The sequence below is a fragment of the Leeuwenhoekiella sp. H156 genome (genome assembly GCF_052218455.1).
Classification (GTDB): Bacteria; Bacteroidota; Bacteroidia; order Flavobacteriales; family Flavobacteriaceae; genus Leeuwenhoekiella; species Leeuwenhoekiella parthenopeia.
This window is the reverse complement of the sequence record NZ_CP197499.1, coordinates 2376856-2391583: the sequence shown is the minus strand read 5'-3', so window position 1 is coordinate 2391583 and position 14728 is coordinate 2376856. Positions and strand designations below refer to the sequence as shown.

Below are 14728 nucleotides of genomic sequence, written 5' to 3'. Positions count from 1 at the left end.
AACAGCGTATTCTTTGCGCTTCAGCTCGTCAGTTCGTATCTTTGTATCAAATTTTACAGTATGAAACTTCTATTAATCACACTTGTACTACTAGGTCTTGCTTTTGCCGGGATTGCTATAAAAATCTGGGCTAAAAAAGACGGAAAGTTTGCAGGCACCTGTGCCAGCCAAAACCCCTACCTCAATAAATCTGGTGAGGCTTGCGGGATGTGTGGCAAAATGCCCGATGAGATTGGCGATTGCTCCACTCCAAAAGCTTAACACTGGCTTCTTTTGAGCGCGCTGCCCGATGTGCTGGTTCTGCTTTTGGCAGGTTTCACATTACTCAATTGCGCGTATTACCTTTATTTTTCCCGTTTTTGGATTTTTTCTAAGGAATCAAAAACTAAAAGTTCCAAATCTGATTCCGGCGTAAGTATAATCAGCTGCGTTAAAAACGAGGCACCAAATCTTCCGGCGCTGCTGGAGTGCCTTGCAAAGCAAAATTATCCCGTATTTGAAATCATTTTCGTCAACGACCACAGCACAGACGACAGCCTTGATATCCTGAATGCTTTCGCTTTGCGAAACCCGAATACTCACATTATCAATCTGCAGTCAGTATATGGTAAAAAAGCCGGAATCACCCAGGCTGTACATAAAGCGCAATACGACAAGCTACTGCTTATAGATGCCGATTGTACCCCGGTATCTTCAGACTGGCTAAGCTTAATGACTGAAAAAATTATCGGGAAAAAGCAGATCGTTTTAGGTTATGGTGGTTACAGAACGTACCAAAGATCTGTGCTCAATACCCTCATTCGGTTTGAAACGCTTTTTACGGCGATGCAATATTTCGCCTACGCGAAAGCAAAAAATGCCTATATGGGCGTGGGGCGCAATCTGGCGTACACCAAAGAACTCTTTAACCGGGCGGAAGGTTTTAAAAAGCATCTGCACCACAAGGCCGGGGACGACGATTTGTTTGTAAACCAAAATGCCACACGGGAGAACGTTGCCATTTGTTTAAACCCCGATGCATTTACGCGTTCTGAACCCGAAAAAAGCTGGAAATCCTGGTTTATTCAAAAGCGAAGGCACATTGGTGTTTCGCATCTGTATAAACCGAAGCACCAGCTGCAGTTGGGCTTATTTTATATCTCGCAATTGGCATTTTACTCTCTGGCAATAGCGTCATTAACTGTAGGGTATGGGTCTATTGTCCTGCCTGTTTTGTTAATTTTTAGGGAGCTTTTGGTATTGCGTGTAATAGTTAAAGTCAGCATCCGACTCAAAGAACGAAATTTAGCTTTGTATACACTTATTCTTGAGCCTTTTATGATAAGCGTGCAAATGCTTATTTTTATAAGTAATATTGTAGTAAAACCCCGGCGTTGGAATTGAATAAACCTCTTTTAGATCAAAAAATCACGGAAGCACAGTGCGGAAATCAGGCAGCCTACAACTACCTGCTTAACTCGCATTGGAATCTGGTTTACAACTTTCAGCTGGCGCGCACTCAGGACGATTTTAAAGCTGAAGAAATAACCATTCAGACGTTTTCAAAAGCCTTTAATCAGCTGCACACCTACGACAGCAGTTATCAGTTTGGCACCTGGCTCATTACGATTTCTAAAAATCTTCAGATCGATTTATTCCGAAAAGAGCAAAGCAGACAGCGGCATCTAGAAAAAGACAATCAGCTCAATAAAGTAATTGACGAAAATCCAACCGCCGAAGACGCGCTGATTACCGAGCAAAACCTCTCTGAATTGCAAACCCTGATAAAAAAATTGAAACCGCATTATCAGGAAATGATCAATTTGCGCTACTTTCAGGAAATGAGTTATAAAGAGATGGCGCAGAAACTTGACGAACCTTTGGGCAACGTGAAGGTGAAACTCCTGCGGGCAAGACGTCTACTTTCAGACTCGATCAAGAAAAATCAATAACACGTATGAAAAACCTGCTCAGGCAGCTGGGACCCGGGCTTTTGTTCGCCGGGGCGGCAATAGGCGTCTCGCATTTGGTACAGTCTACCCGTGCCGGTGCCGACTATGGTTTGGGTCTGTTATGGGCTTTGGTACTCATACACCTCATAAAATATCCGTTTTTTCAGTTTGGCCCACGTTACGCAGCTGCCACCGGCACCAGTTTGCTTGAGGGTTATCTTAAGCTGGGTAAGCCGTTATTGGTGCTTTATTTCATCATCAATTTGCTTACGATGTTTACCATTCAAACAGCGGTAACCATTGTGACCGCTGGTATTGCGACCTATATCTTCGGGATGGACTGGAGCATTACCACCTGGTCTCTCATTGTCACCGCCTGTTGTGCGGCTATCTTACTAGTAGGCCGATATTCTTTTTTAGACAAACTGATGAAGGTGATTGTGATCACACTTACAATAAGTACTCTAGCTGCGGTTCTAATTGCGGGTTTTGAACCCCATCAGCCCGTATCTTTCGAGCAAATCATCCCCACAGACACTATTGGAATCGCTTTTTTAATCGCCTTTATGGGCTGGATGCCTGCGCCGCTCGATATTTCGATCTGGCATTCGCTTTGGTCTCTAGAGAAAGCCAAAGAAGGTAAAATCACCCGCAAGTCGGCCGTGTTTGATTTCAACATCGGCTTTTTGGGAACCATTATTGTTGGCGCCTGTTTTATAAGCCTTGGAGCCCTTATTATGAACAATTCGGGCGAATCATTTAGCGCCAGCGGCGGAGCATTTGCCAAACAGCTTATTGATATGTATACCAGCAGTCTCGGCAATTGGGCGTTTTACATCATAGGCCTGGCAGCGCTTACCACCATGTTCAGCACTACGCTGACCACGCTTGACGCTTCGCCCCGGGCGATGAATAAAACCCTCGAGTTGCTTACAGGCAAAACACAAAAACGAGGTTATGCGGCCTGGATGCTCGTTTTGATCTCCGGTACCGTTTGTATTCTATTCTTTTTAACCAGCGAAATGGGCAGACTGGTGGAGATTGCTACCATTCCTTCATTTTTAACCGCTCCCTTTTTTGCGATTGCAAACTTTTTTGCAATGAATTCTGAAGATGTCGCCCAAGAAGATCGCCCCAGTACCGCACTTAAAATTGCCAGCTGGGTGGGTATTGTCTTATTGATTGCCTTTGGGATTTGGTACTTGAGCACTCTTTAATTTCAGCTTTTCGCGATCTTCCCTGCGGGTGCGTATAGGCGCATTTTCAATCACGGTAGACAATACAATATGCGTTTTGGTCTCACCATACGTGATGAGCTTGTCTATAAATTCTTCCAGATGAAACTGGTCAAACAGCACCACTTCCATAAAAATATTTTCGTTACCCGTGATGCGATAACAATTGAGCACTTCTGTAAAGTCGTGCACTTTCTCTAAAAACGGTTTAAGCCTACCCATAAAAGCGCGCAGGGTAATGATGGCTTTAAGCTGATGTCCCGAACCTATGTGCGAAACTTCGGCTTTATAGCCAATTAAAACCCCTGCATCCTCCATTTTACGAATGCGTTCTGCAACAGCCGGTGACGTAACTCCCACTTCGCGGCTTATCGCACTTACAGACATACGCGCATTGCGCTGCAAGATTTGCAGTATTTTCCAATTTGTGGCGTCTATTTGCATTTTAAATAAAAAATCATTTTTACTTTAAATTTTAAAGTAAATGTACATCTAAAATTTAATTACTACATACAAAACTCTGTGAATTCAGGTAAATTTGAGTGAGTTTTAAAATTATGAGATACACTCCGTTAAATAGTAAACTATACAACCAGGCACAGGAAATTCTGAAGCTATCGCGCTCTATTTCAAGCTATCTGGTTTACGATTTAGCTCCGTTGCAAAGCAATGGAAGCGAGAATCCGTACGTCTACTTTTCCGGAGATATCGTTCGGGACTCAGACTCACTGGCACCCGAAATATTGAAAGCCGAAAGTCAGGTTTTTCAGGATGACCGCCTGCGTTACGCAGCCTCTCTAGAGCGGCTTACTGCACGCCTCTACAGCACTTGCGAGCGCCTGGAGCGTGCCGAAAGCAACGGTAAAGATTTTCTCAACATCCTTAGAATCGAGTTGCGCAAATTCCGCAGACTGCAGCGCAAGTGGATGATGACGCTATAAAGCAGGATTCCTTTTTATTTTTCTACGCCCGCCTCTGTCTATTCCTTAAGAAAACCCTATTTTAGGGATACAGCACAAAATCCAAAAAACATGTCTTCAGAAGATGATACTCCTTATGAGGATTACCGTTCAAGCCCGTTATACCAAAAAGCCTACGAAATTTTAAAGCTTGCCAACCGCATTGCCGAAATCGCCTCGTCTTACGAATTGCAGAGCGACACGCCTGAAGAACAGGAAATCCTGCGCAGCCATGCGATTTATATCCGGGAAGATGCTTCAATCATACCCGCAAAAATTGCCGGCGCGTGGAACTGCGATCTCTACGACATCAAAATGGAAAAGGCCGCGATCATTCGCAAATGCGCCCGCGAACTCGCCACGCATATGACCGGACTCGAGATGTATGGCTTTAAAGAAACCGAATACCTCGATTTACTGCGCGACGAGATTGAGCATTTCCGGGTTTTATTTGCCCAGTGGGTGCAGACTTTTGACCCGTGGAATTACATCATAGACCGCTGGGGCTTGTTTAATCCGCCGGGAGTGAACTACGACGATCCCGACCCGGATGACGATATACCCTTCGATCCCGATGATTTTGATTTTGAGGATTAGATATGCTAGACTTGGGACTATAGATTTTAGAGATTAGACCCCCGGAATCTATAGTACGAAGTCTACTAGTTTGCATTTGGGCGTACCCCTGCGGGTCGGGCTATACGCTGCAATCTATTTTTGCCTGACGGCAAAAACAGGATTTCCGCTACTATCCCTCACGCGGGTTTACAAGAGAAATTCTAGTTAAAAAAAAGACCTCACAGGTTTTAAAAACCTGTGAGGTCTAAATTTCAAATAAGAATTAAAAACCCTTCGGCTTCGCTCAGGGTAAGCGATTCGCACACTATTTCCTTCGGCAAAGCCTTGGAACTAGTGGCTCTCTGCTTACATATTTCTCCTATACTGCCCTCCTACTTCAAAAAGGGCGCTGGTGATTTGACCTAAAGAACAAACCTTGGTGGCTTCCATCAGGTGTTCAAAGATATTCTCATTTTGAACTGCCGCGTTTTGTATGCCTTCCAACGCTTTTTGGGCTTTGTCTTCATAAGCCTTGTGCAGCTGCGTAAGGGTTTTAATTTGCGCCTGTTTTTCAGCTTCGGTAGCTCTGATGACTTCCATAGGTTTTACGGTAGGCGAACCGGTGCTGCTCAAAAACGTATTCACCCCGATAATCGGGAATTCCCCGTTGTGCTTCAGGGTTTCGTAATACAGGCTTTCTTCCTGTATTTTACTGCGCTGGTACATGGTTTCCATCGCGCCAAGTACTCCGCCTCTTTCGGTAATACGATCAAATTCAAGCAATACGGCTTCTTCCACCAGGTCGGTTAGTTCTTCAATAATAAAAGCACCCTGAATGGGATTTTCATTTTTAGCCAAACCTAATTCCTTATTGATAATCAGCTGTATCGCCATCGCACGGCGCACGCTTTCTTCAGTTGGCGTTGTAATCGCCTCATCATAGGCATTGGTATGCAGCGAATTGCAATTGTCGTAAATCGCATACAATGCCTGTAATGTGGTGCGTATGTCGTTAAAGTCAATTTCCTGCGCGTGCAACGAGCGACCCGAAGTCTGTATGTGATACTTCAGCATTTGCGCTCTGGAGTTGGCACCGTATTTAAGCTTTAAAGCTTTCGCCCAAATCTTACGCGCCACACGCCCAATCACCGCATATTCCGGATCAATCCCGTTGCTAAAGAAAAACGAAAGATTGGGACCAAATTTATTGATATCCATCCCACGGCTCAGGTAGTATTCTACATAAGTAAAACCATTTGCCAGTGTAAATGCCAGTTGCGTGATGGGATTCGCTCCCGCTTCCGCAATGTGATAGCCCGAAATAGAAACCGAATAGAAATTACGAATCTGATTTTCAATAAAATATTCCTGCACATCGCCCATAAGACGCAGCGCGAATTCCGTAGAAAAAATACAGGTGTTTTGCGCCTGATCTTCCTTTAAAATATCGGCCTGTACGGTACCTCGCACCTGACTGATGGTTTCAGCTTTTATTTTTTCATAAACGGGTTTTGGCAACACCTGATCTCCGGTAATACCCAGCAGCATAAGTCCCAGACCGTTGTTTCCTTCCGGCAGGGTCCCTTCAGCCTGCTTGGCCTCGGTAGAAAAATTCTGGTATTTGGGACGCTCCAGACCTTTGTCGTCGTAGTTTGCTTTCAGCTTTGCTTCAACCTCATCTTCCAGCCCGTTTTCCCTGATGTATTTCTCACAAGCCTGATCGATTGCCGCATTCATAAAAAAGCCCAGCAGCATAGGCGCAGGCCCATTAATGGTCATACTCACCGAAGTCATCGGATTTGACAGATCAAAGCCCGAATACAGCTTCTTGGCATCATCCAGACAGCAGATAGACACCCCGGCATTCCCAATTTTTCCGTAAATATCGGGGCGGTGATCGGGGTCATTACCGTAAAGCGTCACACTGTCAAAAGCCGTAGAAAGCCGTTTTGCCGGCAAACCCATACTCACATAATGAAAACGGCGGTTGGTACGCTCGGGACCACCCTCGCCCGCAAACATTCGGGTAGGATCTTCGCCGGTGCGTTTAAAAGGATATAGTCCGGCCGTATATGGGAACTCTCCCGGTACGTTTTCCTGCAATACCCACTTTAAAATATCACCCCAGGCCTCATATTTTGGCAAAGCCACTTTAGGAATTTGCTGATGGGAAAGCGATTCGGTATGCGTATCTATTTTAATTTCTTTGTCCCGTACTTTAAAGGTATAAACCGGATTTTTATAACGGTTGACTTTCTCTTCCCAGCCGGTAATCACTTCCCAATTGTAGGGATCGAGATCCATTTTAAGTTTATCAAATTCGGCCAGTAAAAGTTTAGCCAAATCACCATCCTGTAAATCTTCCGCTATGGCAAGACCTGTCTTATCTAAATCAGGCTTTTTACCGGTAATTGTTTCAATGGTTTTATAAATACCAAAAAGCTTTTGTGCCACGGCACTTTGTGAGAGAGCGGTAGCATCATAACTGCGGTTGTTTTCGGCAATTTCTGAAAGGTAGCGCGTACGTGCCGGTGGGATCACAAATATCTTTTCAGACATCTCATCACTGATCTCAAACGTGCTTTTCAGACCGGCATTGGTTTTGGTGGCCAACATATCCATAATCGCTTTGTACAGGCGATTCATTCCGGGATCATTAAACTGGCTGGCGATAGTGCCGTAGATGGGCAAATCATCCTGCGGAGTATCCCACAATTGATGATTGCGCATATATTGTTTTTTAACGTCGCGCAAGGCGTCCTGCGCCCCGCGCTTGTCGAACTTGTTAATGGCAACCAAATCTGCAAAATCAAGCATGTCGATTTTCTCGAGCTGTGTGGCTGCACCAAACTCAGGAGTCATCACATACAACGAGACATCGCTGTGATCCAGAATTTCGGTATCGCTCTGACCAATACCACTGGTTTCCAGAATAATCAAATCATATTCAGCCGCTTTAAGCACCTCAACCGCTTCCTGCACGTGTTTAGAAAGGGCCAGATTGCTCTGACGGGTCGCCAGCGAACGCATATACACCTGTGGTGAATTGATCGCATTCATACGAATTCGGTCTCCTAAGAGTGCTCCGCCGGTTTTCCGTTTTGAAGGATCGACAGACACAATCCCAAGGGTTTTCTCTGGAAAATCGGTCAGAAAGCGGCGTACGAGTTCGTCAACCAATGATGATTTACCGGCGCCACCGGTCCCGGTAATTCCCAAAACAGGAGTCTTCTCTGGTTTGTTCTCAAACTTAAATAGCTCTAAGAAGCTATCGTGATCATTTTCTGCTGTAGAGATTAAGCGCGCAATCGTGTTCACTTCCTTTTGCCCGAGCCTCTCTTTTAGATCAACTCCCCCTTTGGGGGCGGGGGGACTAAAGTCGGCTTTCTCCACCAAATCATTAATCATTCCCTGCAAACCCATTTCGCGCCCATCATCGGGTGCATAAATGCGGGTAATGCCATAATTCATCAACTCCTCGATCTCTTCGGGAAGGATCACACCGCCGCCACCGCCGAAAATTTTGATATGCCCCGCTCCTTTTTCCTGAAGCAGGTCATACATATATTTAAAATATTCGGTATGCCCGCCCTGATAGGAAGTCATGGCGATTGCCTGCACATCTTCCTGAATAGCAGTATTCACAACCTCCTCCACGCTGCGGTCATGGCCCAGGTGAATGACTTCGACCCCGGTAGACTGAATAATGCGGCGCATGATGTTGATGGCAGCATCGTGACCGTCAAAAAGAGAGGCTGCGGTTACGATACGTACTTTATGAGTAGGCGAATAGGGCTTGATTTGATTCATTCGTAATATTTTACTTTACAGAGGCTACTAAATTAAATAATTGCTACCTAAATAGCATTTATTTTACAGTATTAATATTCTAAATTGGAAGGTAATTTTCTAGATTAGCTTTAATCAAAACATCGGCTAAAAATACAGGTTGTAACTAACCGCATCACCATATTATGCAGAAAATTACGCTTTTAATCAATTGCCCTGACCGCAAGGGGATTGTAACCACCATCACGCAGTTTATTTTAGAAAAACAAGGAAACATCGTGTATCTCGATCAGCATGTGGATCGCGAGGAACGTGTGTTTTTTATGCGGGTTGAAGCTGAGTTTGACGAACCCGATTTTAGCCTGGCGCAATTTGAAAAGCAATTTGTTAACCAGTTTGAGGCCGATTACCAACTGAAATACCAGCTCTATGATGCTCTGCATAAGCCACGCCTGGCATTGTTTGTCTCGAAGTACGATCACTGCCTTTATGATCTTTTAGGGCGAAATGCTTCAGGTGAACTGGAAGTAGAAATCCCGCTCATCATCAGCAACCATCCAGACTTAGAGATCGTGGCCAAACGCTTTGACATTCCGTTTAAATTCATTCCGGTTACTAAAGCAACCAAGGCAGCGGCGGAAGCCGAACAAATACGCATCATACGGGACAACAAAATCGATTTGATTGTACTGGCCCGTTATATGCAAATTGTTTCCAATGATTTTGTGTCGCAGTTCAAACACCAGATCATTAATATTCACCATTCGTTTCTTCCGGCATTTATTGGTGCCAAGCCCTATCACGCGGCTTTTGAGCGTGGAGTAAAAATCATAGGTGCCACCAGCCACTACGTCACGGCAGATTTAGACGAAGGCCCCATCATTGAGCAGGAAATCGTTCGGGTTTCTCACGTACATTCGGTTCAGGATTTCATCTTAAAAGGCCGAGATCTGGAAAAAGTGGTACTCGCGCGCGCAATCAAGGCGCATATTGAGCACAAGGTTTTGGTCTACGGCAACAAAACGGTGATTTTTGCCTAAGGTTTTTTAATCTTAAGAGAATAGCTTAACTTAACTCAGGTATAGGCAGGATTGTACCTGTTTGCTTTTCGCAAAAGCGAAAACTTAAAATCAATTACTTAGCCCTTTTTCATGAAAAAAATAATTGCTCTTGTTTTTATATTCACACTAAGCGCGTGCGCCGAATTGCAATCTGTCGTTGACAGCCTGCCCAATCAGGTAGGTGTAGATAATGCCACCATCGCCAGCGGTCTGCGTCAGGCTCTTGATTTTGGTATCGAAAAACAAGTTAGCAAACTCACCCAAAAAGATGGTTTTTACGGCAATCAGCTTGTGAAAATCCTATTACCCGAAGAACTTCAAAAAGTAGATCGCACGCTTAGAAATGTGGGGTTAGGCAGCCTGGCTGACGAAGGTTTAAAAGTGCTTAACCGCGCTGCCGAAGACGCTGTGAGTGAAGCAACTCCTATTTTTGTGGATGCTGTGAAAGGCATCACCTTTACCGATGCTAAAAATATTCTGCTGGGTAACGACACCGCTGCAACAAGTTATTTGCAAAACCGGACGCAAACTGCGCTGTATGCAAAATTCAATCCGGTGATTCAAAATTCCTTCAGCAAAGTAGGTGCCGACAAAATCTGGACAGACCTTATTACCCGGTACAATGCCTTACCCCTTACCAATGACGTTAACCCCGACCTCACCGATTACGTCACCAACGAAGCCCTGAAGGGAGTTTATACGATGATAGCGGTTGAGGAAAAAGATATTCGCAATAATTTTGCTGCGCGTACTACGGCTTTATTAAAACGGGTTTTTGCACTTCAAGATTAAAAAATTATGAGTAAGCCTTTAAAAATAGTTGTCGCAGGTCCCATCCCAAGGGATACCATTTCAACGTATGAAAATGACATCATTATGCGTTACGGTTGTGTAACGCACCCGGTAATCGCATTATCAAAACTCCTCGCTGACGAAGGCAGCGTGGTACCCGTTACCAATATTCACCAAAAAGATGAGGCAGGTATCGCTGAAGAATTTGCAACATTTACCAATGTAAGCCTTGAAGGTATAAACAGTAAAGAAGATCGAGGCACTGTTATTTTACTCGATTTTAAGGACCAAAATAACCGGGAGGAAAAGCAGCTGGCGTGTATGAACCCGATACGCCCGAAGCATATAAAACAACATCTGGACGCTGATGCCTTTGTGTTTGTGCCCATTACCGATTTTGAAATCAGCCTGAGCACCTTGAAGCACATCAAAAAACACAGTAAAGGCAAAATCATTTTTGATGCGCACGGCGCAACCACGGCAATGGATGTGAAAGGTCACCGGCATAGAAAATTCTGGGTTGACCGGGATGAATGGTTACCCTACATAGACGTGCTAAAAATGAATCTTGAAGAGTCGCAGTGTATGTCTTTCGCACGCGAATATGAGCACGAAATCCCTTCTATTTATGACGAAAACGCCACAGAACACCTGGATGACCTGGCTGAACACGTTTTGAAAAAAGGAGTTTCCTATTTCTACGTTACCATGGATTCGCGGGGCTGTATTCTTTACCATATGCAGGACGGGAAGGTTAAAAAAGACTGGATTCCTTCTGTCAAAGTTGATAAAGTGGTAGATACCACCGGCTGCGGAGACAGCTTTGCGGGCGGACTCGCTTATGGCTTTGCAAAATACAATGACCCTGTGCGAGCCGGTCAATACGCCAATATTTTAGGCGCACGACGCACGCAAGGCAAAGGCTGGGATGTTTTTAAAACTGCAGAAGAAACTGAAGCTATTCGGGAGCAGCATTATTCTTAGAGTCTGTAAATAAATCAGCCCTTAAAAAAAGTTTTAATAGCCTATTGATTTCGACAACCTATTTCAATCCGCTTTTTGTGATAGTTTAACAGAAATCGATTGCGTATTTTCTTCATCTGGTTTTTTATAAATTCGTCATTTTCCATTCAAAATATTAATGATTTTTAAATTTTAGCGCTCTTTATTGTAAAATATTTAAAAACTCATTCGGTCACTGCTGTTGCAGTATCATACACCTGTTCTCGATTACCTCTTAGGGTAGATTTTGTACTTTTTTTTGGTTTATTTTAGCGCTTTATGACAGTTTTATCCCTAAGCTCTGATCATTATAACTTCCTTTTGTTTTGGGGTAATAGCTGTATTCTAACTAAAACCCTTTAATATGAAGAACAAATTACCTTTTTATCTAGGCTTCATTTTGATGCTTACCTGTTCCCTTGCTTTTAGCCAAACGAAAAGCGTCTCGGGAACAGTTACGGACGAACAGGGAATGCCACTTCCCGGTGTGAATATTGCAGTGCAGGACACCAACAGTGGAACCCAAACCGATTTTGATGGAAACTATACCCTAAATGCTGAAGAGGGGTCTGTACTTGTGTTTTCATATCTTGGCTTTAAAAATCAACAGGTAACAGTAGGCACAGGTTCAAGCTATAATGTTACCCTTCAAACCAGCGCTGATGAACTTGATGAAATTCTAGTTGTAGGTTACGGTACCCAAAGTAAACGTACGCTTACTGACAATATCGTCAAACTAAGTGCCGAAGACATTGACGAAGTTCCTGTTTCTAACTTTCAAAGTGCACTCGTAGGTAAAGCTGCCGGGGTACAAATCACCCAAAACAATGGTAAGGTCGAAGGAGGTCTTAATATTCGTGTGCGCGGTGCGACCAGTATCACAGCTGGAACACAACCGCTTTATGTATTGGATGGGATCCCACTGTATAATGCAAACGAATCCAGTAACGGAGCTCCAACAAACCCCTTGCTTTCAATCAGTCCTAATGAAATTGAATCGATTGAAGTACTTAAAGACGCTTCTTCTGCTGCGATTTATGGAGCACGAGGTGCAAATGGTGTCGTTATCATTACTACCAAAACCGGAAAAGAAGGTAAAGCAGAGTTTTCTGTGAATATCAGTCACGGTTTTAGTGAGCCTACCAATACCCGGGAATGGTTATCTGGCACTCAGTATATTGAGTTATTTCGTGAAGCTGCTATAAATGCGGTAGATTACGGGGAGTTTGCAGACCAGGCTGAAGCGGTAGATTATATTGAAGGTATTTTTGATTTCCTTGCCGCAGATACAGACTGGCGTACAAATCCAGTAAATACAGACTGGCAGGCACTTGCTTTTCAAAATGGTTCGGTTTCTGATGCCGATTTTTCTATGAGCGGTGGTACTGCCAAAACCTCGATTTTCTTCGCTGGTTCTATGAATGAAACTAAAGGTATTGTACGAGGTAATGCCTTAAGACGTTTTAACGGTCGTACAAACATCAGCCACAAATTCAGCGAGCGTTTTAATGTGGGAATGAACCTGAGTTTTTCGCGTACAGATATTGACCGTATTGCAAACGATAATCAGTTTACCACTCCATTGCAAGCCATCGCCCAGCCTCAATTGTCTCCGGCTTATTTAGAGGATGGCTCAATCAATGAGAACACACTCTATGCTAATTTCCTTCTCGAAGACAAATTCGCGTATTATAAAACTATCCTTCGCAGAGTTAACGGGCGTGCTTTTGGGGATTATGAAATTCTGGATGGTCTTAAAATCAATGGAAACTTTGCTTACGATTTATTCTACCAAACCGAAGACAACTTCAGAGGCAGTCAAACTCCATTTCAATCTACAAATGGTGAAGCCTTTGCCAGCAGTGTAAATGCCGAAAATTACATCGTATCAGGATTTTTAAGTTATGACAAAACCTTTGGCGATGTTCATACTATAAGTGCTGTAGCCGGTACCGAGTTAAACGAAACAACCAGACGTTTTGAAAGCGTTACCGCAAACCAATTCCCTTCAGATGATTTCCAAACCGTAAGTGGAGGTGCCCAAATTGTAGCCGGAGAAGGGTCTGAAACCGCAAATGCTTTTTATTCATTATTTGCTCGCGCCACATATGATTACGCCGGTAAATACCTTTTAAAAGCCAGTATTCGTAGAGACGGATCTTCCCGTTTTGGAGCCAATGAACGCTACGGTATATTCCCTGCATTTTCGGCAGGTTGGATTATTTCAGAAGAAGGATTTTTAAAAGATTCTGATGTACTATCCTATTTAAAATTACGCGGAAGCTGGGGTAAAACTGGGAATGCTGACATTGGCAACTTCCCTTCACGCTATTTATTTGAGTCTGTTTCTTATAACCAGAAAGCGGGAATTTCCTTTTCACAACCCGGAAATCCTGATTTAACCTGGGAAACTACCACTCAAACAGATATAGGTCTAGAATTTGGTTTCCTTAACGGAAAGATTTCGGGGGAAATCGATTATTACCACAAAAATACAGACGGATTACTGTTTGATGTTCCTCTTGTACCAAGTTCTGGAGCTCTCAGTATAAGCAGCAATATAGGCGAACTCGAGAATAAAGGATGGGAATTTATATTGAACACAGACAATATTCAGGCTGAAAACTTCCAATGGAGTACCAGTTTCAATATTTCAAACAATAAAAATGAGATTTTATCTTTGCCCAATGACAATAACGACATCATTACCGGCCGTAACATTCAACGTGTAGGAGAGCCTGTAAATTCATTATATGTTTTAGAATTTGCCGGTGTTGACCCGGCTAATGGAGATGGTCTTTATTATGTGAATTCTGTAAATCCAGACGGAAGCCTAAATAAAGAAACTACTAACAATCCTAATGCAGCTAACCGTATTGTCGCAGGAAACCCATTCCCGGAATGGTACGGCGGTTTGACCAATACCTTCAACTTCTTAAATGTAGATTTTTCATTTACGTTTCAGGGAGAGTTTGGAGCTTCCATTTTTAACGATGGTGGTCGCTTTCAATCAGCTAGTGCAGATTATTTTGACAACCAAACTCTTGATCAATATACTGATCGCTGGAGACAACCGGGTGACATTACCGACGTTCCTCAAGCGCGCTTATTTGGCGGAAATGGTACTGCAAGATCTACTAGATACCTGGACCGTACCGATTTTGTACGCTTGCGTAATGCCACATTGGGATATACTATACCTCAGGAAGCTATTGAACGTTATGGACTTTCAAAAGTACGTGTCTATGTTACCGGGGTTAACCTGCTAACCTTTACAGACTTTGACGCTGATTACGATCCTGAATCTACGAGTGATGCCGGGGGTGTCGGAGTATCTTTCTACTCGGCCCCACCGGCCCGTACGTTCTCTATGGGACTTAATGTGAAATTTTAAAAAAAAG

12 protein-coding genes are annotated in these 14728 nt (G+C 43.7%); 10 read left to right on the top strand and 2 right to left on the bottom strand.

The features are described 5' to 3' along the window. Positions 1–60: 60 nt before the first annotated feature. Genes ACSSS3_RS10380 through ACSSS3_RS10365 form a run of 4 tightly spaced genes read left to right on the top strand, consistent with a single transcriptional unit; the run spans position 61 to position 3148 of the window. Positions 61–261 carry a membrane or secreted protein gene (locus ACSSS3_RS10380; RefSeq protein WP_099644824.1) on the top strand — a complete coding sequence of 67 codons (201 nt, stop codon included), beginning with the start codon at positions 61–63 and terminating at the stop codon, positions 259–261. 12 nt (positions 262–273) lie between these two features. Further along, complete coding sequence (locus ACSSS3_RS10375; RefSeq protein ID WP_442844558.1) at positions 274–1383, top strand: glycosyltransferase; 1110 nt, start codon at positions 274–276, stop codon at positions 1381–1383. Next, complete coding sequence (locus tag ACSSS3_RS10370) at positions 1380–1931, top strand: RNA polymerase sigma factor (protein WP_350355215.1); 552 nt, start codon at positions 1380–1382, stop codon at positions 1929–1931. The genes ACSSS3_RS10375 and ACSSS3_RS10370 overlap by 4 nt, the downstream gene beginning before the upstream one ends. 5 nt (positions 1932–1936) lie before the next feature. After that, positions 1937–3148, top strand: coding sequence for an NRAMP family divalent metal transporter (locus ACSSS3_RS10365; protein ID WP_442844557.1), 1212 nt, complete (start codon positions 1937–1939; stop codon positions 3146–3148). Here ACSSS3_RS10365 and ACSSS3_RS10360 read toward each other — a convergent pair. Continuing rightward, positions 3107–3610, bottom strand: coding sequence for an Lrp/AsnC family transcriptional regulator (locus ACSSS3_RS10360; protein ID WP_442844556.1), 504 nt, complete (start codon positions 3608–3610; stop codon positions 3107–3109). The two genes, ACSSS3_RS10365 and ACSSS3_RS10360, sit on opposite strands and share 42 nt — an antisense overlap. A gap of 113 nt (positions 3611–3723) precedes the next feature. On the opposite strand from ACSSS3_RS10360, the gene ACSSS3_RS10355 reads away from it, so the two are divergent. Together ACSSS3_RS10355 and ACSSS3_RS10350 are read left to right on the top strand one after the other, a co-directional pair. Beyond that, positions 3724–4107, top strand: a complete 384-nt coding sequence (locus ACSSS3_RS10355) for a hypothetical protein (protein ID WP_099644819.1) — start codon at positions 3724–3726, stop codon at positions 4105–4107. Positions 4108–4197: 90 nt separating this feature from the next. Further along, positions 4198–4722 (top strand): hypothetical protein, encoded by a 525-nt coding sequence (locus ACSSS3_RS10350; protein ID WP_228231149.1) that lies wholly within the window; start codon positions 4198–4200, stop codon positions 4720–4722. Positions 4723–5049: 327 nt separating this feature from the next. On the opposite strand, the gene ACSSS3_RS10345 is transcribed toward ACSSS3_RS10350, so the two are convergent. Further along, a complete protein-coding gene (locus ACSSS3_RS10345) occupies positions 5050–8493 on the bottom strand; it encodes a methylmalonyl-CoA mutase family protein (protein WP_442844555.1) in 3444 nt (1147 codons plus the stop codon). 164 nt (positions 8494–8657) lie between these two features. Between ACSSS3_RS10345 and purU the strand changes: the two genes are divergently transcribed. From purU to ACSSS3_RS10325, 4 genes are all read left to right on the top strand, one after another. Next, positions 8658–9512 carry a formyltetrahydrofolate deformylase gene (purU, locus tag ACSSS3_RS10340; RefSeq protein WP_442844554.1) on the top strand — a complete coding sequence of 285 codons (855 nt, stop codon included), beginning with the start codon at positions 8658–8660 and terminating at the stop codon, positions 9510–9512. Between the two features lie 111 nt (positions 9513–9623). Continuing rightward, positions 9624–10325 (top strand): DUF4197 domain-containing protein, encoded by a 702-nt coding sequence (locus ACSSS3_RS10335; protein WP_228231152.1) that lies wholly within the window; start codon positions 9624–9626, stop codon positions 10323–10325. A gap of 6 nt (positions 10326–10331) precedes the next feature. Continuing rightward, entirely contained in the window at positions 10332–11309 is a 978-nt protein-coding gene (locus tag ACSSS3_RS10330; protein ID WP_442844553.1) for a carbohydrate kinase family protein, read from the top strand. 382 nt (positions 11310–11691) lie between these two features. Continuing rightward, a complete protein-coding gene (locus tag ACSSS3_RS10325; protein WP_442844552.1) occupies positions 11692–14721 on the top strand; it encodes a SusC/RagA family TonB-linked outer membrane protein in 3030 nt (1009 codons plus the stop codon). Positions 14722–14728: the final 7 nt, after the last annotated feature.

Excerpts from the sequence above, each read along its gene's own strand:
- ACSSS3_RS10380 (WP_099644824.1), top strand. The coding sequence starts at position 61 with ATGAAACTTCTATTAATCACACTTGTACTACTAGGTCTTGCTTTTGCC.
- ACSSS3_RS10365 (WP_442844557.1), top strand. The coding sequence starts at position 1,937 with ATGAAAAACCTGCTCAGGCAGCTGGGACCCGGGCTTTTGTTCGCCGGG.
- ACSSS3_RS10360 (WP_442844556.1), bottom strand. The coding sequence starts at position 3,610 with ATGCAAATAGACGCCACAAATTGGAAAATACTGCAAATCTTGCAGCGC.
- ACSSS3_RS10355 (WP_099644819.1), top strand. The coding sequence starts at position 3,724 with ATGAGATACACTCCGTTAAATAGTAAACTATACAACCAGGCACAGGAA.
- ACSSS3_RS10350 (WP_228231149.1), top strand. The coding sequence starts at position 4,198 with ATGTCTTCAGAAGATGATACTCCTTATGAGGATTACCGTTCAAGCCCG.
- ACSSS3_RS10345 (WP_442844555.1), bottom strand. The coding sequence starts at position 8,493 with ATGAATCAAATCAAGCCCTATTCGCCTACTCATAAAGTACGTATCGTA.
- purU (WP_442844554.1), top strand. The coding sequence starts at position 8,658 with ATGCAGAAAATTACGCTTTTAATCAATTGCCCTGACCGCAAGGGGATT.
- ACSSS3_RS10335 (WP_228231152.1), top strand. The coding sequence starts at position 9,624 with ATGAAAAAAATAATTGCTCTTGTTTTTATATTCACACTAAGCGCGTGC.
- ACSSS3_RS10330 (WP_442844553.1), top strand. The coding sequence starts at position 10,332 with ATGAGTAAGCCTTTAAAAATAGTTGTCGCAGGTCCCATCCCAAGGGAT.
- ACSSS3_RS10325 (WP_442844552.1), top strand. The coding sequence starts at position 11,692 with ATGAAGAACAAATTACCTTTTTATCTAGGCTTCATTTTGATGCTTACC.